This is a genomic window from Frankia sp. KB5 (genome assembly GCF_002099325.1).
Classification (GTDB): Bacteria; Actinomycetota; Actinomycetes; order Frankiales; family Frankiaceae; genus Frankia; species Frankia casuarinae.
Genome location: NZ_MRUJ01000057.1, coordinates 19,836 through 42,190, shown reverse-complemented (window position 1 = coordinate 42,190; position 22,355 = coordinate 19,836). Strand labels below are relative to the sequence as shown.

Here is a 22,355-nt window from a genome sequence, read left to right as displayed (position 1 = left end):
GTGCGTGTGCYGATCCTCGGCCCGAATCATGGGGGTGGCAGCCTGCCGCCCTACCTCGATGCCCTCGCCTTCGGCCTGCGCCACCACGGCATCACCGTCGACCGGCACGGCTCCACCCAGATCCCCTACGACTCCGACCGGCAACGCTTCTGGCCGCTGGACCGGGTGCTCACCGTCGCCCGCACCCTTGCTGACGAGGTTGACCTGGATGCCTATGACGTGGTGTCGCTGCATTTCGGCAACCTCGAATACGACCAGCTCGTCCCTGCGTTCTGGACCGGCCGTCCTCGGCCGCCGGCGGTCTACCACGTGCACACTCTGGCCCCGACACTGTTCAGCGATCACCTACCCGATCCGCACTGGCATGGCCTGGTGCGGGACGGACTTCGCAGCCTCGATGGATAYGTCTGCTTCGGGCAGTACGCACGCCACCGGCTCGCCCGGATGGTGGCCGGCGGCGTGCCGGCCGGGGTGGCGTGGCTGCCCACCACCATTCCGCCCGGCACCGAGGCCACCGCCCGAGCGGAGCTCGCCGCAGCCCTGGACGTCCGCTCCGATCTGCCGGTGATCAGCCTCTACGGGTACGCGGCGCCATGGAAAGACGCTGCCCTGCTGCACGCTGCGCTCCACCGGATGCGGACACCGGTACGGATCGTGCTCGCCGGAGACTTCTGGGACGACCCCGAACAGGCAGGCATCGATCTGAGCGGGTATGCCACCAGCCCGCGACGGGTCGGCGTCGGTGAACTTGTCGTGGTGCCCGGCTACCTCGGCCCCGCCGATCGCGCCGCGCTCGTGGACGCCAGCACGGCCGGGGTCTTCCCCTACCGGCCACACCCCAGTTTCCAAGGCAGCGGCGCCATCGCCGACTACCTCGCCCACGCCACCCCCGTGGTGGCCACCGACGTGGCGAACATGGCCGAACTCGCCGGAGAAGCCGGGCACATCGCGCCCACCGGCCACCCGGAGGACCTGGCCACCGCCCTGGACAACATCGCCGACGGCGCGTCCACAGCGAACCTCACCCGCAACGCCACGGCCCGCGCCGAGCAGTTCACCGCCGAAGCCCACGCCGCCCGCTGCCTGGCGATCTACCAGCACGTTCTCGACCAGGACAGGCGGACGACAGTATGAGCCTGACCCGGTTGATCCTGGCCCGGCACGGCCAGGCCCACTGCAACGTCCAAGGGATCGTCGGCGGCCCACGCGGCTGCACCGGCCTCACCGACCACGGCCGCCGCCAAGCCCAGCAACTGGCACGCCGGCTCTACACCGACCACATGCAAACACCGATCGCCGCCGCCTACACCACCCCGCTACGGCGAGCATGGGAAACCGCCGACGTCATCGCCGAGCACTTGGACCTGTCTGTCACCGCTGTCGACGACCTCCGCGAACCCGACTACGGCGACGCTGACGGCAAACTCTGGACCGATGTTGTCAGCGAGTTCGGGCGCATCCCCGCCCAGCACCCTGACCATCCGATCGCGCCCGGTGCCGAGACCTGGACCGCCTATCTCCAGCGGGCCACCGCGAGCCTGCGGAACATCCTCGCGCGACACACCGACGAAGCCGTGTTGATCGTCGGCCACGGTGAAACCGTCACCGCCGCCGCGCACCATTTCCTCAACCTCACCGCCGGATTCCGAGCCAGTATCGCGTTCGCCGTGCACTACGCCAGCATCACCCGCTGGGAACAACAACCTCTCGCCTGGACCCAACCCGGCACCGGATGGCGCTGGACCCTGCTCACCCACAACGACACTGCGCACTTGACCTCGTAACCACGGAACTCACCGAATAGGACTGTTTTCAAGATCGGTTCTGACCGCGCTGGCGTTCTATGGCCGCCGCTACCAGGAAGCAGCCGTCTCGGCGCGCAGGACCGCCGTCGTGGCGGACCACCCGTATACCCGGGCCCGGATCGCCAGCTACGAGGCGCGKGCCCTYGGCGCGCTCGGYGAYGTCGAGGGCASCCGGGCGGCGTTGAACYGGATGCGCRCGTCGGTCACGGACCTGCCGCTGCAGCCCGGGATCAGCCCGTTCGGCCCGGCCGCYGCCGAGATGATGTACGCCGGGGTSYTGACCCGGATCGGYGGTGGCGTCGARGCSGARCCGATMGCCCGWGCCGCGCTCGCCGCCTACGAAGGMGGCCAGGCGGKCGGGTTCGAGGACTACGGMCACGCGCTGCTCGCGCTCGCGGCCAGCCTCACCGCCCGGGAGGAGCCTGAGATCGACGAAGCCGCGGCCGTGACGGGGAAGGTCGTCGACATGCTGGACACCCGGCCCACTGCCTCGGTCTGCGACCGGGTCGCCGAGATCGCCACAGCGTTCACCGGCCACCCCACCGTCGAACCGGTACGGGACTTCTGGGACCGCTGGCAGGCACGCCCTCGCCTCGAACTCACCGTGGGCCAGGCGTGACCATGACCCTCCACTACGGAACCCCGACGGTCGTCACCATTCCGACCGTGCTCACCGAACGGCTGGTGCTGCGCGGCTGGAAGGCTGCCGACCTGGACCCGTACGCGGCGATGAACGCCGACCCGGAGACCATGCGCTACCTGGACGGCACGTTCGACCGGGCGGGCACCGAGCGGCTGGTCACCCATCTGATCGGCATGTGGGCGATCCGCGGGCACGGCATGTGGGCGGTCGAGGACCGGGGCAGTGGGGGGTTCCTCGGCCGGGCTGGCACCTACTTCGCGCAGGGCTGGCCGGGGGTGGAGGTCGCGGTGTCGATCCGCCGGGACCGGTGGGGCAGGGGCTGGGCACCGAAGCGATCACGGCGGCGCTCGACTTCGGGTTCGCCCACCTCGACGTCAACGAGCTGATCACCGCCACGCATCAGGAGAACGCGGGCATGAACATGATCGCCTGCAAGCTCGGGATGACCTTCCGTGAGATCGCTGACGTCGGCCCGTGGAAGGCGAACAACGTCCACGCGATCAGCCGGGCCGCCTGGACCGCCAACCGATCCGGCGAGACCGAAAGCTGACTTTCCCGCAGGACAGCTCGCCGCCGCCAAGGCGGTCGCGCCTGGCACGGACAGCGTCGTGGTGCCGGCCAAGGGCGCGATGCGCGGCGATGTTCATTTCCGTGAGTGAAACTGCGCCTTCATCCTGATTAGTGGTCGAAGTCCGATAGGTCGGCTATGTCCATCGGAGGGGGTTGCGGGCCTGCGACCTGCGGGAACGGTGCCGCTGAGTGTCGCTTCCCTGGCTTTGAGGGTCTGTGCCGGGGCGAATTGATGGGGCGTGGGTGGGCTTGTCCCGGGTGGCGGAATGGAGCTACGGTCGTGTCCGCCCCCTTGACCGCCGGACACCGACCCGCTACCGGGCGGCCGGTGCGGTGGGAGACGGGGCGGTGGTAGCAGCGAGGCGCTGGGACTCGTTTCCTCGGCGGTCCACCGGACTGGTGATGGAGCGAGAAACCCGGCGGGTGTCGCTGCGTGTCGGGTGGCCTGCGAGCCGCGCCCGGGAGCTGTTTCCCGGGAGCGGGGGACGCGGGTCCGCAGCCGGGTGCCACATGCGTGGCGTCGTGCCGGAAAGGAGGGACGACAGAGATGGCGTCCATTCTCCGTCCGCGGACCTTCCTGAAGGTCACCTTCTAGCCAATTACTCAGGTCGGCCAGTGCACCGCGGCAGCCCTCATGACGGGTCCGGGTGGCGGTCCGACTGGGTGACCGTGTCTGGGACCGGATGGCCGGCGCGTGCGTTGACGCAGGTGAGCGTGGCTGGGTGGGTTCGCGGCTGGATCCAGACTCGACCGTCCTGGAGCAGGTATTCCCACGACTTCGACGCGCGGGCGGGGCCGGCCGGTAGGGCCGCTGGCGCTCCTGCAGGGTTTGACCGACAGAGATCTCTACCTACTGGATGTGCTGGCGGCGCATCGTGTCCTGACCGCGGAGCAGGTGGCCGCGTTGCTGTATCCCTCGGTGGATCGGGCGCAGCGTCGGCTGCTGGCGTTGACGCGCCGAGGGGCGTTGGAGCGGTTCCGTGCACGGGTGTATCCCGGGTCGCAGGCGTGGCGGTACACGCTGAGTTATCCAGCGGTGCAGCTCCTCGCAGCGGCGCGGGCGGAGCAGCCGGTGTCCCRGTCGGCGCACACCGCCACCCTGCTCCGCTTGGCGCGCAGCAGCACCCTCGATCACCTCCTGGGTGTGAACGGACTGTTCACCAGCCTCGCCCAAGATGCGGCTGCCCGTCCGGTTACCCGGTTGGCGAGCTGGTACTCGGAATCCGCCGTTACCAAGGTGATCAGGTGGGATCATCGGGTCACGGCAGCGATCCGTCCGGATGGRTACGGCCGGTGGATCGAGGGCTCGCGGGAGACGACGTTCTTCGTCGAGTATGACCGGGGCACCGAGTCGCTGGAACGACTGGGCCGCAAGATCACCGACTACGCGACCTACTACCCCGGCATGACCGTGCTGTTCCACCTGCACTCCACGCTCCGTGAGACGCACTTCCACCACAAGCTCATCGGGGCTGGCCGGGAGGGGATCGCGACCACGACGGCCGAGCTCCTCGCCGCATCGGGAGAAGGAGCGAGCGGTCCGGTCTGGCTGACCGGCGCGACTGGCACTCGGCGGCGCCTACGACTGAGCGAACTGCCAGGCAGTGGATTCGCTCTGCCGGATGACGAGTGGAATGGCGGTACCGCTCCGATCCCGGCGCCGCACCTCCCGGAGGTCGCGTGAGTCTCACCTTTAAGGAGAGACGGCGGCCGGCTCTCCCGCTGGCCGCCGATGTGCTCTCACCGTGTCTCAATCGCGGCTCCCGAGGGGGGTGTGCTGGTCGACGGCGCGGTGCAGCGCCGCCGCCAGCACCCGGCCTTCCGTCGGAGTCAGATAGCAGGCGCTGACATCGCCGAGGGTGTTGTGCAGGCGCAGCAGAATCACCGGCCCGGTCGCGGTGCCGTCCTCGGGGCGGACCAGGAGTTCCGTCCCATCGAGATGGCCGGTCAGGACGCTGCTGCCCGCTCCGTAGTCCACCAGCCTCGGCGCGCGCTCCTGCCCCTGCGGCCGGTTCCCGACCGGGTCCGGATTTCGGCCGTCACCTGGTGGGAACGGGCCGGCGGGCCGCCGGTGGTCTCGCCTCATCGGAGGCGGACGCGGCGGGGACGGCCGGTCCCGTCCTGCTCGGCAACGCCGGTCGCGATCAGCAGATCGAACACGTTCGTCACCGCCCCCGCGGAACGGCCGATCACGCGAGCGATTTCCCCGGCAGACCAGGCCCGGGTCCGATCCCGGCCCAGACAGGCCACCACCAGCTCCCGCAGCCCACCCGGCGCCAGCCGGCTACCGGTCGAGGTCACCCGGCCCTGTGTCTTCCACACCGGCGCGCCGTCGTCCTCGGCACTGCTGCCCGGGGACGGCACATCCGTCCCCGCGCTGGACGGCACGGGCGGCGGCGGTGCCGCGCCGGCCGAACCCGGCTGGCCGGTGTGGCTCCACTGGTCCGGGTCCCGGCCGGCACCATGCCGCCGGCCGGGAACGCGCACGGCACGACCGCCGGCCTCCAGCACGGTCAACGCACGACTCACCGTCGTGCGCGCCAGCCCCGTCTTCTCCACCAGCTCCGCCACCGTCACCGACCCCTCCACGGCGGCAAGCGCTCCTGCCACCAGGCGCGAGGTACCAGACCCGTACCCGTCGTCGTTCAGGGAAACCGACACCAGAAACCCTCCGCATACTTCCGAACGGCGGCCCGACATGTGTCGGGCCGTCAGCAGGAGAACTCCAAACCGCCGCCCTTGCAAGCAAAAATCAAAAGAAAAATCCCGCTGCCCATTCCGGGCGTCGGAGGTCGAGAAGAGTTTTGCTGGAGATCTCTGGTGTCGGAGTGTGAGATCGAGCAGGAAGAGTCCGTGGTTCCTAGGCAGAGGAGAACAGGGCTATCGCGTCAACCGATGACCCGACCCCGCCAGACCCGAACACAACCCGGCCCGCAGCCGGACACCGCCCGGCCGCAGGCCGGCCGAAGAAACCTGTCAGGCGGAGAACCCCAGCCCTCCCGGCGATCGACATAGTTGTCGCAGCGCCGCACTTCATCCCGCTGACCGCCGAGGAACACGCCGCTGCTGTCGGCGCCCTCACGGATCTCCTTCGCGCCCATCGAAGCAGGCAACAGGAAACCCCGCGAGATGATGTCGAATGACGGCCATCCCGTCGTTGAATGCGAGCGATAATAAACAACGATGACCCGGTGGCTGCCATTATTGGCATGTCGCCGACCTGTCGATCGTTCACCTTCTGAGGGGACCTGACGTGACGTCCAGCCATCGAAAAGGCCGCATCTACCAGCCCGACCGCACGACCAAACGGGTGGCGATCTACCTGCGCATCTCCACCGACGAGAAGAACCAGCCGTTCTCCCTGGAAGCGCAGGAGACCAAGCTCCTGGCGTTCATCACCAGCCAGGACGGCTGGGAGCTGACCAGCAAGTACATCGACCAGGCGTCCGGCGCCACCACCGACCGCCCCCAGCTCCAACGCGCCCTCACCGCGGCACGCGCCGGGAAGTTCGACATCCTGCTCGTCTACCGCCTCGACCGCCTCACCCGCTCCCTACGCGGCCTCACCGAACTCCTCGAAAACCTCGACAAGGCCGGAGTCTCGTTCCGCTCCGCCACCGAACCCTTCGACACCGGCAACGCCACCGGACGCATGATCATCCAGATTCTCGGCGTCATCGCCGAATTCGAACGAGCCCTCATCATCGATCGGGTCATCAACGGCATGGAAGTCAAAGCCAGCCTCGGGCAATGGCAAGGCGGCTCCCGCCCCTACGGCTACCAGATCGACCCCAATACCGATCACCTGACGGTGGACCCCGTCGAAGCCCCCATCGTCCGCCGCATCTTCACCGAGTACGTCAACGACCGCCTCGGCAGCCAAGCCATCGCCCGCAAACTCACCGGCAACGGCCTGCGCACCAAAACCGGCCTTCCCTGGTCTCCCGCCGCGATCCTCACCATCCTGCGCAACCGCGTCTACCTCGGTTACATCAGCTTCCGTGATGTCGAGCACGCCGCACCACACCCCGTCATCATCGACCCGGACCTCTTCGAGCAAGCCCAGAAGATCCTGGCGGAACGCGCCGAATCCACCGCCACCAAACGCGCCTCCTCCGGCTCCGACTACCTGCTCACCGGAAAGATCCGCTGCGCCCACTGCGGCCGGCACTACATCGGCACCGCCGCCCGCGGAAACCTCTACCGATACCGTTACTACAGCTGCTGGACCCGCAACCGCTACGGCACCAGCATCTGCCCGGCCGAACGCCTGCCCGCTGAACAGGTCGACGCGGCCATTCTCAACGCCATGATCGAAACCTACGCCGGCAGCGGACTGGTCACCGAAGCCGCCGCCGCGCTCGCCGGCCGCATCGCCGACACCCGCGCTGCCCACCGCGACGAACTCGCCACCATCGACAGCGAGATCAGCAAGGCCGAGACCGCGATCGACCGCTACTTCAACGCCTTCGAAGCCGGCACCATGACCGACGCCCTCGCCGGTAGCCGTATCGAAAAACTCACCATCAAGATCAAGGAGCTGCAGGGTCGCCGGGCCGAACTCGTCGACCACCTCGCCGACGACGCCACCCAGCCCGTCCCGCCCACCGCCGCGGACCTGACCCGCCTGCACACCCAGATCGCCGACGCCATCCGCGACGGCGCGCCCGCTGCGCTGCGCCGTCTGACGGATGCCCTCGTCGCCGAGATTACCGTGACCAGCCGCAGCCACATCCAGCCCACGTTCCGCATCCCCACCCAGCCAGCCGCACCCACAGGCGGCAGCGACAGCGGGCAGGACGGAACGCAACTGTCCAGCGACGGTACGGAGGTTCGCGCAATACACGGATCGGTGCGCCCGGCAGGGATCGAACCTGCGACCTGGTGCTTAGAAGGCACTCGCTCTATCCACTGAGCTACGGGCGCGCTTGCAGGGGATGGGCCCACCGGGGAGCTACAACAGGGTAGCAAGGTTCGACCAGGCATCGAACACGCGGGGACGCGCCGTCTCCTGGGAAGGTCAAGCTCCTGGGAAGGCCGAGGTACGACGCTGAGGCGTCCGTGGCAGGTGGGCAGACGGGATGCGTCGCGGACCGGCGTGGGGTCCGAGCGTCGGCGTGCCGGTGCGCGTGGGTCCGTGGATGCGTGGCCTGTGGGCGAACCCTCGTTATCCACAGGCGACCAACCGAGGGTTTCCGAAGTCGCCGTGACGGCTCACTGTGGGAGAGGCCGTTCGCGGCCAGCCCGGCGGATCCGTCCCTGACCCGAGGAGCACGCCATGCTCGAGACGACCATCACGCTTGTCGGCAACCTGGTCGACGATCCGGATCATCGGATGACGGCCAACGGTGCGTCGATATGCACCTTCCGCCTCGCATCGACGCCCCGCCGGTTCGATCGTTCCGAGAGCCGCTGGGTCGACGGAACCACGCTGTTCCTGCGGGTCTCCTGCTGGCGCCAGCTCGCGGACAACGTCGCTGCCAGCCTCGTCCGGGGTGATCGCGCGCTCGTCTACGGCAGGCTGCGGCAGCGGTCGTTCGAGACGGGCGAAGGGGAACGGCGGGTTACCTACGAGATCGACGCGGATGCGGTCGGAACCGAGCTCACCTGGCATGCGGCTCGCTCGGAGCGACTTGCCCGTCGCCCGGGCTCCGCGGTGGTGGCGGCGGCCGCGACGGATGTTCCCAGTGATCCGTCCGCTCTGGTGGGATCCGCTCTGGTGGGATCCGAGCACGGCGCTCTGGCCGGCTTCCCGGTCGCCGGTGCGGATGCGGATGCGGATGCGGCCGGAGCGGCATCCGCCGCGACGGCCATGGCGTCGATGGCCGAGGGACCGCCGGAGGGTTCCGGGCGGCTCCAGGGCGCGGGTGCGGCGCCCGGCGAACCGCGCCCGTCCGCGGTGACGGTCGGCGATTCCCCCTGGCAGTCGTTTCCCTCCTCCCATGACCTGTCCTGACCGTCCAGCCGATGGTGGGGACCTGGAGGGCGAGTCGGACCGACCTGCGTCCGCTGCGGCCGAGGGCGCTGGGTACCGTGCCGTGGATGAGCAGCCGGCACGAGATGGGGCAGACGGGGCCTGTCTCCGTCGAACCCGGGACAGAGCCGCAGGCGCCCTTCGACGTCATCGATGCGCAGGTTGTCGTGAGTCCCGGCTTGGAGAGCGGCCTTGCGCACGGGACACCCGGATCGGTGGTCGTCGCCGCGCCCAGGGGTGACGCCGTGCCCAGGGGTAACACTGGGCTCGGGGGTAACACTGGGCTCGGGGGTGACGCCGAGCCCCGGAACGACACGCCGCGGTCCCGGCCGGACGGAGAACAACCGCCGGCCGGGCCGCCGGCCTCCGACGCCGCTCGCGGTCGGCGGACTCCCGTCCAGCGGCTGCGCGTTCGTCTCGCGAGCATCTCGGGGCCCGCTCGGTACGTGATGGTGCTCGCCGTTCTGAGCGCGGCGGTCGCCGTCGTCCTCCGGCACACCGTGTTCCCGTTCCTGTCGGTCAACAACGACGAGGGCATCTACCTCCTGCATGCCAGGACCCTCGCCGAGGGCCGCCTGTTCCCGCCCGCCCCGGACCCGGCACGGTCCTACCTGCCGTGGCTGGGAACCGTTGTCGGCGATCACTACGTGTTGAAGTACACGCCCTTCGTACCCGCGATCTTCGCAATCGGCATCGTGCTGACGGGAAGCATCGATCCGGCGCTTGCAATGATCGTCATGGCGGCGGTCGTCRTCACCTACCTGCTGGGCGTCGAGCTGTTCGGTAGCCGGCGGACCGCGGCGTTGGCGGCGACCCTGCTCGCCCTCTCCCCGCTGGTGATCCTGCAGAGCGCGATGGTGCTGAGCTACTTGCCGACCCTGGTGCTGCTGCAGGTGACCGTTCTGGGGGTGTTGCGGGGACGGCGCCGCCGACGGGCGGCACCGGTGGTCGTCGCGGGCCTCGCCCTCGGCGTGGCGGCGGCGGTGCGGCCGTATGACGTCGTCCTGCTCCTGGCTCCGCTCGCGATCTGGCTGCTCCTGACCTCCACGGGCGGGCGCTGCTGGCTGGGCCGGTGGCTGCTTTGCGGGCTCGCCGCGCCCGTGGCGCTTGTCCTGCTCAGCAACGCCGCTGCCACCGGTGACCCGTTGCGGCTGCCGTTCACGCTCCTTGAACCCGACGACAAGCTCGGCTTCGGGGTGCGCAAGCTGTATCCCGGCGACGGCAGGCACGACTTCGGCTTGCTCGAAGGGCTGCGGTCGGTCGGCGACCACCTGTGGCTGTTCGGCGGCTGGGCCTGCGGGGGAGTGGTGCTGGCCGGCTGCGCGATCGTCGTGGCGGCTCGGCGGCAGCTGTCCGCACCCGCCGCGCTCCTGGGTGCGGGTGGGCTGCTCTTCCTGGGCGGATACGTCGGCTTCTGGGGCGCGTGGAACGCGGCCGAGTTGTGGGGCGGCATCCGCTACGTCGGCCCTTTCTACCTGGTCCCGGTGCTCATCCCGCTCGTCCACCTCGGCGCGGAGGGCCTGGTCAGGGCCGGCGAAGCCGTCTTCGCCCGCGGGCGAAGACTCGGGCTCATCGCCGTCGCGGGGACCGGCGCCGCCATCCTGGCGCTCACGGCCGTCGTCCTGGTCGGGGCGGTGCGCGCCAACCTCACGCTCACCGGGCACGACCGTGACCTCAGCGCGATGCTGGACCGGCTGCCGGGCGATCCGCTCGTGTTCGTCGCGGCGAACCCGCCGTTTCTCGGGCATCCCACTCCGGTGACCGCGAACGGGCCGAAGCTCGAAGATCCTGTGCTGTTCGCCGTGTCGCGGGGGGTCGACGATCTCATCGTGGCCGCTGACCACGCGGACCGCCCGGCCTATCTGCTCCGCCTGGCATCGGCCTACGACCGCTCACCCGCCTCGCCCTCCACCGCGCGGGTCGAACGGCTGGCGGTCAGGAGCGGCAGGCGGGTGGCGGTGACCCTGAGAGTGGATGCCGCGCCCGCGGGCGCCCGTTCCGCCCGCGTCGTGCTCACCGAGGGTGTCCGCCGCCTGTCGATTCCGGTCCATCCGCGGATCCCCACCTCGATGATCCTCACCGTCGACGCGGACGGCCTCGATACCACCGATGTCATCAGTATCACCAGTATTGCCAACATCGCTGGCGGCATGGACAGCACCGGAATCGTGACTGACCGCAACGACTCCGGTCGGTCCCGGGTGCATTCCGGATCCCTCGGCCGTCCGTCGGCAAGCACCGTGCGGGACGGTCGGGGCACCTCCATCACCGTGGCCTACTACGCGACGAGCCCTTCCGGACGGGAACATTTCCTCGATCAGCAGGTGTTGCCCGTGCGGCTGGCCGCACGGGACGGTTCCCGGCCGGACGGTTCCCGGCCGGCTGCCGGCCCGCCGGTCACCGTGCTCGGATCCCTCGGGGAGGTCGATGAGGTCGGCGAGGGACGTCGGCCGCCGCTGCGCATCATCATCGATGATCGTCGAGGCTGACCTGCCCGCCCGGGTGACCTGCCTGCCCCGGCGYCCCGACGCCCCGGTGAACGGTCGTCCTGATGATCGGCTGGCCCGGTGATCGGTCGATGCGGCGGATGGGAGGGAGCACGTACGTTCCGTCGAGGACGTCGGCCCCCGGCTCGTAGATCCGTAGGACGGGCCGGAAATCGCCGACCGCCGCGGGCAGCCAGTTGTCAAGCGGCCCGCCGTCCTCCGGGGRATCACTCTGGAGCAGGATGCGCACCGAGCCGTCCGGACCGCGGCGCAGATCGCGGTCGCCGCTCCGCAGGGAATACCGGTGCAGGGGATTCTCGACGAGGTAGTACTCGGGCGCGTCGTACATCGTCAGCGACCAGAACGCGGCCTGCGGCGGCGRCACCAGCTCCAGCAGGTACCGGTGGGCCCCGCTCAGCTGGCGGCCGTCCGTGTCGATGGCACGGCTCGCCTGGATCTCCTCATAGCCGTGTGTCGCACCCCGCGGCAGTCGGGCGGCCATCGCCCGGGCGAGACGGGCCTGTGCCCGATCGCTTATCCGCCAGGCCGGATCGTCGATCGTGCCCGGTCCGAGTCGGTCCAGGTTGAAGTCGAGGGCATGCGGGGTGCTCACCCAGCCGTTCGTCAGCGCCCGGCCGGCGTGCGCCACCCGTTCGAGCTTGTCGCGGCCGGCGCGCAGCCCGGTGCGCAGGGACCAGGCGAGGCCCGGGTTGGGGTCGACGTACGGCGAAGGATCGTCGAGGATCCCGAGTGAGGTGAAGTGGCGGGCGTACTCGGCCTCGGCCCGCGACGGAGGATAGGCGCGCAGCCAGATGCGTAGCTCCTCCCAGAACCGGAGGTCGTCACAGACCCTCTTCGAGTGTTCCGGCGGTCCCTCCGCGCGGCGGGCCTCGGAATCCAGYGGGCTCAGGTCCAGTTCCTCCTGCAGCCGGGACACCGCCGCGATGTCCGCCGGGCCGTCGAAGCCGAACCGGTTGATCAGCGTCAGCAGCCGGGTCGGTGCCTCGATGCGGGCCAGCGACGCGGGCGCGCTGCCCGTCCAGCCCGGCGGGACGAGCAGATAGCGCCCACCTCGTCCGCCGGTGGTTCGCCGTCCCACGTAGGCGAAGTTGTTCCGCCAGGCGTCCATGAAGATCATAACGCTGTAACGATCCGGCGTGTCGGGGATCCGCAGGACCAGCGGACCCGGCGTGAGGTCGACCTCGGCCACCGAGCACAGGGCGTCGTTGTCGACGCTGACGAAGCAGGACAGTGGCGCGGGCGGTTCCGTCTCGTGAGCGAAGGCGTTGTACCCGGCGGGCCGGATTGGCCCGATTCCCTCAGCCGCCGTCCGTACGCTCAGCCGGACGTTGCTGACCAGGGGATATCCGAAGATGAACGCCTCGGCCGCCAGCCCGAGCCGATGGTCACTCGCGAGCATGCCGTCCTCCCCGTGCTCGTCATCTCCGTTTCAGTGGTCGCCTCCACGCCCCCACGTTTCAGTGGTCGCCCCCCACGCAGTGGTCGCCCCCCACAGTGGCCGCCTCCACAGTCCGTGCCCTTCTTTGTGGTGTGGTACCCACCGGATGCCGTCCGGGGGCCGGACGGCATCCGATGATCCGCCGGTCCCCGACGTCGGCCGACGGGCCACCGATCACCGCTGTGAGGAACGCGGGCGCGATGCCCTAGGGTTGATGGCATGGCGCAGTACGTCTTCCAGATGCGCAAAGCGCGCAAGGCCCATGGCGACAAGGTCATCCTCGATGATGTGACCCTGTCGTTCCTCCCCGGAGCCAAGATCGGGGTAGTCGGCCCGAACGGCGCGGGGAAGTCGTCCCTGCTCAAGATCATGGCCGGCCTCGATCAGCCGAGTAACGGCGAGGCGACCCTGAGCCCCGGCTACACGGTCGGCATGCTCGCCCAGGAACCCCCGCTGGACGAGACCAAGGACGTCCGCGGCAACGTCGAGGACGGCGTGCGCGAGATCCGCCGGGTGCTCGCCCGCTACGAGGAGATCAACGAGAAGATGTCCGCGCCCGACGCGGACTTCGACTCCCTCCTCGCCGAGCAGGCCGAGCTTATCGACAAGATCGAGGCCGCGAACGCCTGGGAGCTCGACAGCCAGCTCGACCAGGCCATGGACGCGCTGCGGCTGCCGCCCGGCGATGCCGACGTCACCCTGCTCTCCGGCGGTGAGCGCCGCCGGGTCGCGCTGTGCAAGCTCCTGCTTGAGGCTCCCGACCTACTCCTGCTCGACGAGCCGACCAACCACCTCGACGCCGAGAGCGTCGCCTGGCTGGAGCAGCACCTCGCCCGCTATGCGGGCGCCGTGCTGGCCGTCACCCACGACCGGTACTTCCTGGACAACGTCGCCGGCTGGATCCTCGAGCTCGACCGGGGCCGTGCCTTGCCCTACGAGGGCAACTACACCACCTACCTGGAGAACAAGGCGGCCCGGCTGAAGGTCGAAGGCCAGAAGGACGCCAAGCGGCGCCGGGTGCTCGCCCAGGAACTCGAGTGGGTCCGGTCCAACCCGAAGGCCCGCCAGACCAAGAGCAAGTCGCGTCTCGCCCGCTACGAGGAGCTGGCCGCCGAGGCGGACCGGGCGCGCCCGCGCGACTTCGAGGACATCCAGATCCCGCCCGGCCCCCGGCTCGGCAACCAGGTCATCGAGGCCAAGGGGCTCACCAAGGGCTTCGATGACCGGCTTCTCATCGACAACCTGTCGTTCACCCTGCCGCGCGGCGRCATCATCGGCGTGATCGGCCCCAACGGCATCGGTAAGACGACCCTGTTCAAGATGTTGACCGGCCAGGAGGCGCCGGACGCCGGAGAGCTCGTCATCGGCGACACCGTCGACATCGCCTATGTCGACCAGACCCGCTCGGGCCTGGACCCGAAGAAGAACGTCTGGCAGGTCGTCTCCGACGGCCTCGACCACATCGTCGTCGGCAAGGTCGACTTCCCGAGCCGGGCGTACGTGTCGTCATTCGGGTTCAAGGGGCCGGACCAGCAGAAGCCCGTCGGTGTGCTGTCCGGTGGGGAGCGTAACCGGCTGAACCTCGCGCTCACCCTCAAGCGTGGCGGCAACGTCCTGCTTCTCGACGAGCCCACCAACGACCTCGACGTGGAGACGCTGCGCTCCCTGGAGGACGCGCTGCTGGAGTTCGCCGGCTGCGCCGTGGTCATCTCCCACGACCGCTGGTTCCTCGACCGGGTCGCCACCCACATCCTGGCCTGGGAAGGAACCGACGAGGACCCGGCGCGCTGGTTCTGGTTCGAGGGGAACTTCGCCGACTACGAGACCAACAAGATCGACCGTCTCGGGCAGGAGGCGGCCCGCCCGCACCGCGTCACCCACCGCAAGCTCACCCGGGACTGAGGGCGCACCCGGGCCGGCCGGTGCCCGCGGGCACCGAGCGGTCAGTCGGGTCGGTTCTGCAGCGAATTCGCCGCCATCGACAGATAGTCCCAGAGCTGCCTGTCGAGATCGGGCGGCAGGTCCAGGGAGTCGACCGCGGCCCGCATGATCTTCAGCCAGGCGTCCCGCTGCGTCGGGCCGATCGCGAACGGGGCGTGCCGCCTCCGTAGCCGAGGATGCCCGCGCTGCTCCTGGTAGTCGGTCGGGCCACCCCAGTACTGGATGAGGAACATGCGCAGGCGCTCCTCAGCGCCGGTCAGATCCTCTTCCGGGTAGAGCGGGCGCAGTACCGGATCGTTCGCCACACCCTGGTAGAACCGGGCGACCAGCTTCCGGAACGTCGGTTCGCCGCCGGCGGCGTCGTAGAAGGAGCTGATCGGGAGAGTGCGCGGAGGAGACTGGTTCACCCGTCCATTCTGCGGCACGACGGTGCGGTCCGATCCGGGCGACGGGTGTTCTCAGCCGTCGCGGGGTGCGATCCACGCCGTCGTGTCGGGGGGCAGCGTCAGGGTCGCGCCGTCGTACCCCACCGGTCCGCTGGCGAGCACCAGCCGTCCGGGCAGCGGAATCGCCGCCTCCCCCTCGGTCGTCGTCACGCATGTCATACTGGCCGACCCCACCGAGGTGGGCGGGGTCGGGGGCACCGACGAGCCTGCCGGCGCGGGGCGGTCGAAGGCCAGGCATCCGGCCGGGGAGTCGTTCCGCCAGCGCAGGTCGTCGCCACGCAGGTGGGGGAGGGCGCGGCGCAGGGCGAGCGCGCTGCGCACAAGCAGCCAGGTCGACATCGGGTCGGCCGCCTGCGCGAGGACCGCGAGGTCCGCCCAGTCGGCGGGTTGCGGCAACCACGGGTCGGCGCCGGCCGAGGTGAATCCGTAGGGGGGCGCGTCCCCCGACCACGGCAGGGGGATCCGGGCGCCGTCCCGGCCCGGCGACGTCCCCCCGGACCGCGTCCAGATCGGGTCGCGACGGGCGGCAGGCGGCACCTCGGCCTGCGGCAGCGCCAGCTCGTCGCCCTGGTACAGCACCGCGGTGCCGGGCAGCGCGAGCAGCGTGAGCAGAGCGGCGCGCGCGCGGCGGGTCCCCGTGGGACCGCCGCCGTAACGGGTCGCCGGCCGCACCACGTCGTGGTTGGCGAGCACCCAGGTGCCCGGCGCGCCGACCGCCGTCAGCGCGGCGCGTTCGGCGTCGATGGCGGCCCGCCAGGCCGCCGCCGACCAGGGGATGCTCAGCAGGGAGAACGAGAACGTCAGGTGCAGCTCGTCCGGTCGCACGTAGCGGGCGAGCCGGGCCGGGTCGCGCACCCAGGTCTCCCCGATCAGGACCCTGGGACGCCCGTCGCGGGCGGTGTACTCGTCGGTGATCGCGCGCCACTCGCGGTAGATCTCGTGCACCCCGTCCTGGTCCCAGACCCGGGGCTCGTGCTCCTCGCGGAACCCGCTGTCCGGAGCCAACCGGGCGCCGGGCGGGTTGTCCCGTAGCTCGGTGTCCTTCACCAGCCCGTGGGTCACGTCGATCCGGAACCCGTCGACCCCTCGATCGAGCCAGAACCGCAGCGTCGCGGCATGGTCCGCGCGGACGGCGGGATGATCCCAGTTCCAGTCGGGCTGCTCGGCGTCGAACAGGTGCAGGTACCACTGGCCGTCCGCCACCCGCGTCCAGGCCGATCCACCGAACACCGATTCCCAGTTGTTCGGAGGCTGCTCGCCGCCGGGGCCTCGGCCGTCGCGGAAGATGTAGAGCCCCCGCTCGGGACTGCCCGGCGCGGACGCGAGCGCCGCCTGGAACGCCGGATGCGCCGAGCTCGAGTGGTTCGGCACGAGATCGATCAGCACGGCGAGCCCGGTCTCGGCGGCGTCGGCGAGCACGGCGTCGAGGTCCGCGAGGTCACCGAAGAGCGGATCCACGCCGCGATGGTCGGCGACGTCGTACCCGTGATCGGCCATGGGGGRCGAGTAGAAGGGCGTGATCCAGATCGCGTCGACGCCGAGTTCCGCCAGCACGGGCAGATGCCGCCGTAGCCCCTCCAGATCGCCGATCCCGTCGCCATCGGAATCGGYGAAACTGCGAAGGTACACCTCGTACAGGACGGCCCGGCGCCACCACGTCCCGTCCTGGCCGGGCGACCGCCCCCGGCCGTCGGCGCCATTCGGGCGATCCAGTTCCCCGGCGTCGCCGGCTCCCGCGCTGTTGTCCTTGCTGGCCTCGGCGCCCTCGTTCCCCTCGGTGTTCTCATTGCCCTCGCCCGCGTCGCTTCGGTGGCCGCGCTGGACACTAGATCGAGGGCAGAAATAAGATATTTTATCTCTCTTGGTAGATGAGGGTGCCTTTGTGGAGTGGCCCTCAACAGAATGATGTGTCCTCATCTGGCTCCTTCTGGCTTTTCTGGTCCTTTTAGGACAGATGCTCCCTGTTGTGCGCCTATCCAGGGACCGCTCCGCCGCGTCGGGACGGCGCGGCGGAGYGCGTGTTCCTCGGTCGGGCGATGCCTGTCCAGCATCAAACTCGGTCGGTGGGGGCGAAGGTAGGGCGATGGGGTGCTGGTTGCGGCTCGGGTCGACGTTCCCCCGATGCGTGATATCCGATATCCGAACTAGACTTCCGCAGATGGACCGGGTGACTGGCTGTTACGGAGCGGTACCGGGAATCGGATTCGGTCGGGGATGTGATGGTGTGCCCGTGACGTCGGAACCATCCACCGGGAGTTCGCCCCAAGCGCCCGGTATATCAGGGTTCGTCAGTGAGTCGCGGAGGTCCGATCAGGTGCGGCGGTCGGCGTCCGCAGGTCTGCGGGCCGCGCGGGAGGCCGTCCGCGCGCTGTGTCACGGTGCTCGGGGGGACCATGACGACGGATCGGGCGGCTCCGATCCGTCCTTCCTGGCCGATGCCGGTCTCGTCCTCGGCACCTCCCTCGACCCCGATCGGGTCGTCGATCTGATCGCCGGACTCGCCGTGCCCCGCCTCGGCACGGGCGCCCTGGTGTGGCTGCGCGAGGGTGACCAGGTCAGGCTCGGTGCCTCGGTCTTCCACGACCCGAAAGTCGGCAAGATTATGCGGGCGATTGTCGCCACGCGGCCGCCCCAGCTCGCGGACGAATTCCCGCCGGGCATCGTCATGCGTGAGGGCCAGACGTACTGTCTGCCGGACTTCGACGAGCTGCGCCCGGTGCCGCTGTTCCCGTACGAGCTCGCCTACCAGCAGTTCCGCCGGATCCAGAGCGGTCCAACCGTCACCGTCCCGTTGCCGGCGCACGGCCGGATCCTCGGCGCGATCACCGTCGGGCGCAGCACCGGCTTCTACTCCGGAGCGGAGGTGAACCTGCTGGAGGACTTCGCCCGGCGGGGGGCCGTCGCGCTGGAGAACGCACAACGCTTCCGCGAGGCACAGGAGTCCGCGCTGACCCTGCAACGGTCGCTCCTGCCGGCGCATCCCCCCGCACTCGACGGGGTCGAGATCGCGATGGAGTACCGGCCGGGGACGGCAGGCACGGAGGTGGGAGGCGATCTCTACGATGTCATACCGCTCGCCGGGGGACGGGTCGGGGTGGCCATCGGTGACGTGATGGGCCGCGGCCTGCATGCCGCGGCGGTGATGGGCCAGCTGCGGGCGGCGCTGCGCGCCTACGCCCTGGAGGATTGGAGCCCCGTCGAGGTGCTGACCCGGCTCGACCGGGTCGTCGGCCTGCTGCCCGGTCTCCAGCTCGCGACCTGTATGTACGCCGTCTATGACCGGAACACCGGCCGGGCGACGATCGCGAGTGCCGGCCATCTCGCGCCGTTGGTGATCCTTCCCGACGAGGACCCCGACTATCTGGTGCTCGACCCCGGGCTCCCGCTGGGAGTCTGCGAGGGGGCGATGTTCAGCGAGACGACCGTCGCGCTTCCACCCGGATCGGCGTTGGTGATGTTCACCGACGGCCTGGTGGAGTCGCGACGCCGACCGCTCGTGGACGGCCTGGACAATCTTCGACGCGGTCTTACCACACAGCGGGCCCGGGCTGCCGCGGTAGGCCTCGAGGCGGTCGAAGTCGCAGCGGGTGCCGACGTGGCGGCCGGAGGCGAGGGCGAGGGCATGAGCGCGGAACGGACCGAGAAGGCGGAACGGACCGAGAAGGCGGGGACGGATCGGCGGGCCCCCGGCCCGTCGCTCGGCCCACCCCCCGGKGTGCCGGAACGCCGCTCCTGGGCGGACCGGCGGCGCCGGGCGCGCAGGGTGAACTTCGCGGCGCGTAGCTGGTTCGGTCCGGACACCGTCAACGGCCCCGGCGAGGGCCCCGTCGAGGAGACCGCCCGCACGCTGCTCGAACGGTGCCTGATCGCCGCCGATCTCCCGGCCCGGACCGACGACGACACCGCCATGGTGGTGCTCACCACGCAGGCCGTGAACCCGCCATTGCTCGAACTCGCGTTGCCCGCGGTGGCCGCGTCGGCAGGCGAGGCCCGGACAGCGATGCGTTCGGTCCTCGCCGAATGCGGGATCACCTCCGTCGAGGACGCGACGCTGCTGGTCAGCGAGGTGGTGACGAACGCGGTGCTGCACGCCCGCAGTGATCTGGTACTGCGGGCGTCGATGGAACCCGGTCGGCTGCGGATCAGTGTCGAGGACCGGGAAGGCGCGCGTCTGCCCCGGCCCGGCGCGGCCGCGGAGAACAAACCCGAGCCCGAGTCGGGGTGGGGCCTGCTGCTGGTCGAGGCGCTGGCGCTGGCCTGGGGCGTGGAGATGACCCCCGGGGGCAAGCGTGTCTGGTTCGACATCGAGATACCCGACCAGGAGCCGGGTGCTGCCGGCCCGACGAGACCGATCGTTGGACCCGATCCGTCTCCCTCGGCGGGCCCGTCCCGGAAGCCTCCTCTCGACCCGCCGATCCAGGGCCGGTGCTGGGGATAGCATCCGGGGCCGGGCCACCTGACGGGCCGGGCCACCTGACGAGCCGGGCCAAGGCCGCGTGATCAGGCGGTGGCGACGGCGCGGGCGGCCCATTCGTCCTCGGCCTTGCGCACGATGTTGCGCAGCATTCCACCGAAGACGGCCGCGTGGAACGGGCTGACCGACCACCAGTAGAGCTGCCCGGGAAGTCCGCGGGGCAGGAAACTCGCGCGCTGCGAGTAGGTCGTGGTGCCCTCGGAGTCCACCATCGAGCGTAGTTCCAGCCATGCCTCGCCAGGCAGCTTCATCTCGGCACGCAGCCGGAGCAGGTGGCCCGGTTCGATCTCCTCGACCCGCCAGAAGTCCAGCGCCTCCCCGACGTGCACCCGCTGCGGATCACGCCGACCCCGGCGCAGACCGACGCCACCGAGGGCGGTGTCCAGCCAGCCGCGGGCGGACCAGGCCAGGGGCCACGAGTACCAGCCGTTGTCGCCCCCGATGCCCTCGATGACGTGCCACAGACAGRCCGGCGGCGCCGCCACGGCCATGCTGCGCTCGTCGACGTAGAGGGATCCCCCGGCCCACTGCGGGTCGGTCGGCAGGGGCTCGTTCGGGGGGTGCGTGGCACCGGCGCCGTCCCCGTCGTCCGATGCGCCTCCCGAACCCGGCCACACCGCCGTCGACCATCGGGTCTTCACCGAACGCGCCCGCACCCGGGCCAGCGCGAGGGCCACCGCGGCGTCGAAGGGCAGCAGTCCCTCGGCAGGATCGGGGATCCAGCGGGCGACCTGGTGGTCGTGGACCACCACCTCGTTGCGCAAGGAACGGATGAGCGGCCTCGCGATGCCGCCCGGCACCGGGGTGACGAGCCCGACCCACAGCGAGGACAGTTCGGGGGACAGGATCGGAACCGGGACGATGATCCGGCGCCGCAGCCCCTCGATGGCGGCGAAGCGCTGCATCATCTCCGCATAGGTCAGGATGTCCGGGCCGCCCACGTCGAAGGTGCCCTCGACCTCGTCGGGGACGTCCAGAGCGCCGATCAGATAGTGCAGCACGTCCCGGACGGCGATTGGCTGGATCCTGGTCCGCACCCAGCGCGGCGTCAGCATCACCGGCAGGCGCTCCGTCAGGTAGCGCAGCATCTCGAACGAGGCGCTGCCGCTGCCGATGACGACCGCCGCACGCAGCACGATCGTCGGAACCCCCGAGCCGAGCAGGATCCTCCCGACCTCCTGGCGGGAGCTCAGATGGGCGGACGTGCCACCCGTCGTCGCCGGGCCCAGCCCGCCGAGGTAGACGATCCTGCGGACATCGGCCGCCCGGGCCGCGGCGGCGAAGGCGTTCGCCGCCCGCCGGTCGACCGCGGAGAAGTCACCACCACTGTCGATCGAGTGGATGAGGTAGTAGGCGACCTCGATCCCGTCGAGTGCGGACCGCAACGACTCCGGATCCCGGGCGTCGGCGCGGACGACCTCCGCCCGGACGGCCCACGGGATGTCCCGCAGCCGGACGGGATCCCGGGTCATGACCCGGACGTGGTGGCCACGGTCGAGCAGGCGGGGAGCCAGCCGGCCGCCGATGTACCCGGTCGCCCCGGTGACGAGGATGCGCACGCTGGTTACCTGCCCCGGTAGGCCCCGCCGTACCCTGGCACCCGGCCGATCCGCCGTCGCCGTGCCGGGGAACGCCTCGAACAGGCGGGGAACGCCCCGGGCGGGCAGGGACGCCCCGGGCGGGCGCCGTCAGGCCGAGGCGGCCTCGGTCACGTCGGTACTCAGGTAGGCCGACCAGCGTGGATCCATCCGACGGGAGCCCAGAATGCGCCAAGCGGCTCCGCTCGGCGCCCGTGGCGCCGTGCGGAGCCGCCAGCCGAGATCAGCGACGGCCCGGTCGGCTTTCAGATGGTTGCAGCGGCCACAGGCCGCCACGACGTTCTCCCACGCATGCGGGCCCCCACGGGAGCGTGGAATGACATGATCCAGTGATGTTGCCGGAGCATTGCAGTACACGCAGCGATGATGGTCGCGGGCCAGCACACCCTTACGGGTTAGCGGGACCTGCGAGCGGTACGGCACCCGGACGAAACGCGCTAACCGGACCACGATCGGGACATCGATGGATGCCGTCGCGGACCGAAGAACCTGCCCGGCCGATTCGACCATGACGGCCTTGTCGGTCAGGACCAGCACCAGCGCGCGCCTTTGCGACACCACGCACAGAGGCTCGTACGTGGCATTGAGAACCAGCGCCTCTGCCACGCGCCGACCTCCTGCCCACCGAGGGCCCTTTGCGGGCCGTTCTGCCCAGCGTCTCCGGTGACAATGGATAGTCAACCTTCTTCCGCGGCAGAACGCGAGCCTGTTTGCATGGTCATCGCCTTTCGTGCCGTGGCGCTGCACATATCTCGTGGCCTTTGTCACATGTGGGCGACCATTCTGTGACCATATCAATACGGAAAGTGCTTTTTTGAGTGTAGTGGGAGACCTGGCCGGGTTGGGTTGGAGAGTGGTTGGGCCGGAGCGTGGCCGTCCGTCGACCGGATCGGGGCCCCCACCGCCGGGCCACCGGCATGGGTGAGACTGACCTGCGGCCGCCGCCCCGGCCGCCGCGA

17 protein-coding genes, 1 tRNA gene and 1 pseudogene are annotated in these 22,355 nt (G+C 70.1%); 9 read left to right on the top strand and 10 right to left on the bottom strand.

Features of this window, described 5'->3' with window-relative positions:
• The 5 genes and pseudogenes from KBI5_RS06595 (at position 1) to KBI5_RS06575 (ending at position 4,702) form a co-directional block, all read left to right on the top strand.
• Positions 1-1,134 (top strand): glycosyltransferase, encoded by a 1,134-nt coding sequence (locus KBI5_RS06595; protein ID WP_133056965.1) that lies wholly within the window; start codon positions 1-3, stop codon positions 1,132-1,134.
• On the top strand, positions 1,131-1,784 hold the full coding sequence (locus KBI5_RS06590; RefSeq protein WP_241882702.1) for a histidine phosphatase family protein: 654 nt from the start codon (positions 1,131-1,133) through the stop codon (positions 1,782-1,784). Before KBI5_RS06595 ends, KBI5_RS06590 begins: the two co-directional genes overlap by 4 nt.
• Before the next feature lie 211 nt (positions 1,785-1,995).
• Positions 1,996-2,424, top strand: a complete 429-nt coding sequence (locus KBI5_RS06585; protein ID WP_241882701.1) for a hypothetical protein — start codon at positions 1,996-1,998, stop codon at positions 2,422-2,424.
• A 2-nt stretch (positions 2,425-2,426) separates the two neighbouring features.
• A pseudogene (locus KBI5_RS06580) lies at positions 2,427-2,998 on the top strand (GNAT family N-acetyltransferase).
• An 849-nt stretch (positions 2,999-3,847) separates the two neighbouring features.
• Positions 3,848-4,702, top strand: coding sequence for a replication-relaxation family protein (locus tag KBI5_RS06575; protein WP_157902436.1), 855 nt, complete (start codon positions 3,848-3,850; stop codon positions 4,700-4,702).
• 66 nt (positions 4,703-4,768) lie between these two features.
• Here KBI5_RS06575 and KBI5_RS06570 read toward each other — a convergent pair whose 3' ends face one another.
• From KBI5_RS06570 to KBI5_RS06545, 5 genes are all read right to left on the bottom strand, one after another.
• Entirely contained in the window at positions 4,769-4,996 is a 228-nt protein-coding gene (locus KBI5_RS06570; RefSeq protein ID WP_085014575.1) for a hypothetical protein, read from the bottom strand.
• Between the two features lie 104 nt (positions 4,997-5,100).
• Positions 5,101-5,679, bottom strand: a complete 579-nt coding sequence (locus tag KBI5_RS06565) for a MarR family transcriptional regulator (RefSeq protein ID WP_085014574.1) — start codon at positions 5,677-5,679, stop codon at positions 5,101-5,103.
• Between the two features lie 657 nt (positions 5,680-6,336).
• A complete protein-coding gene (locus tag KBI5_RS27665; protein ID WP_241882700.1) occupies positions 6,337-6,534 on the bottom strand; it encodes a hypothetical protein in 198 nt (65 codons plus the stop codon).
• 37 nt (positions 6,535-6,571) lie between these two features.
• Entirely contained in the window at positions 6,572-7,750 is a 1,179-nt protein-coding gene (locus KBI5_RS27660; protein ID WP_241882699.1) for a hypothetical protein, read from the bottom strand.
• Between the two features lie 121 nt (positions 7,751-7,871).
• Positions 7,872-7,944, bottom strand: a tRNA-Arg gene (locus tag KBI5_RS06545).
• Between the two features lie 352 nt (positions 7,945-8,296).
• Between KBI5_RS06545 and KBI5_RS06540 the strand changes: the two genes are divergently transcribed.
• Together KBI5_RS06540 and KBI5_RS06535 are read left to right on the top strand one after the other, a co-directional pair.
• On the top strand, positions 8,297-8,974 hold the full coding sequence (locus KBI5_RS06540) for a single-stranded DNA-binding protein (RefSeq protein WP_011435591.1): 678 nt from the start codon (positions 8,297-8,299) through the stop codon (positions 8,972-8,974).
• 11 nt (positions 8,975-8,985) lie between these two features.
• The gene (locus KBI5_RS06535; RefSeq protein ID WP_347272471.1) at positions 8,986-11,481 is read left to right on the top strand and encodes a glycosyltransferase family 39 protein; all 2,496 of its coding nucleotides are present in this window, start codon (positions 8,986-8,988) and stop codon (positions 11,479-11,481) included.
• Here KBI5_RS06535 and KBI5_RS06530 read toward each other — a convergent pair.
• Positions 11,459-12,898 carry a DUF1254 domain-containing protein gene (locus KBI5_RS06530; RefSeq protein WP_085014572.1) on the bottom strand — a complete coding sequence of 480 codons (1,440 nt, stop codon included), beginning with the start codon at positions 12,896-12,898 and terminating at the stop codon, positions 11,459-11,461. The genes KBI5_RS06535 and KBI5_RS06530 overlap by 23 nt on opposite strands.
• Before the next feature lie 258 nt (positions 12,899-13,156).
• Here KBI5_RS06530 and ettA point away from each other — a divergent pair, with 258 nt between their 5' ends.
• On the top strand, positions 13,157-14,839 hold the full coding sequence (gene ettA / locus KBI5_RS06525; protein ID WP_085014571.1) for an energy-dependent translational throttle protein EttA: 1,683 nt from the start codon (positions 13,157-13,159) through the stop codon (positions 14,837-14,839).
• A gap of 41 nt (positions 14,840-14,880) precedes the next feature.
• Here the strand turns inward: ettA and KBI5_RS06520 are convergent, their stop codons facing one another.
• On the bottom strand, positions 14,881-15,303 hold the full coding sequence (locus KBI5_RS06520) for a globin (protein ID WP_011435595.1): 423 nt from the start codon (positions 15,301-15,303) through the stop codon (positions 14,881-14,883).
• A gap of 33 nt (positions 15,304-15,336) precedes the next feature.
• On the bottom strand, positions 15,337-17,241 hold the full coding sequence (locus KBI5_RS06515; RefSeq protein WP_116289853.1) for a glycoside hydrolase family 13 protein: 1,905 nt from the start codon (positions 17,239-17,241) through the stop codon (positions 15,337-15,339).
• Positions 17,242-17,638: 397 nt separating this feature from the next.
• On the opposite strand from KBI5_RS06515, the gene KBI5_RS06510 reads away from it, so the two are divergent.
• Positions 17,639-19,762, top strand: a complete 2,124-nt coding sequence (locus KBI5_RS06510; RefSeq protein WP_085014570.1) for a SpoIIE family protein phosphatase — start codon at positions 17,639-17,641, stop codon at positions 19,760-19,762.
• 62 nt (positions 19,763-19,824) lie between these two features.
• Here KBI5_RS06510 and KBI5_RS06505 read toward each other — a convergent pair whose 3' ends face one another.
• Together KBI5_RS06505 and KBI5_RS06500 are read right to left on the bottom strand one after the other, a co-directional pair.
• The gene (locus tag KBI5_RS06505) at positions 19,825-21,357 is read right to left on the bottom strand and encodes an SDR family oxidoreductase (protein WP_085014569.1); all 1,533 of its coding nucleotides are present in this window, start codon (positions 21,355-21,357) and stop codon (positions 19,825-19,827) included.
• A 129-nt stretch (positions 21,358-21,486) separates the two neighbouring features.
• Positions 21,487-22,002 (bottom strand): HNH endonuclease, encoded by a 516-nt coding sequence (locus KBI5_RS06500; protein ID WP_011435599.1) that lies wholly within the window; start codon positions 22,000-22,002, stop codon positions 21,487-21,489.
• Positions 22,003-22,355: the final 353 nt, after the last annotated feature.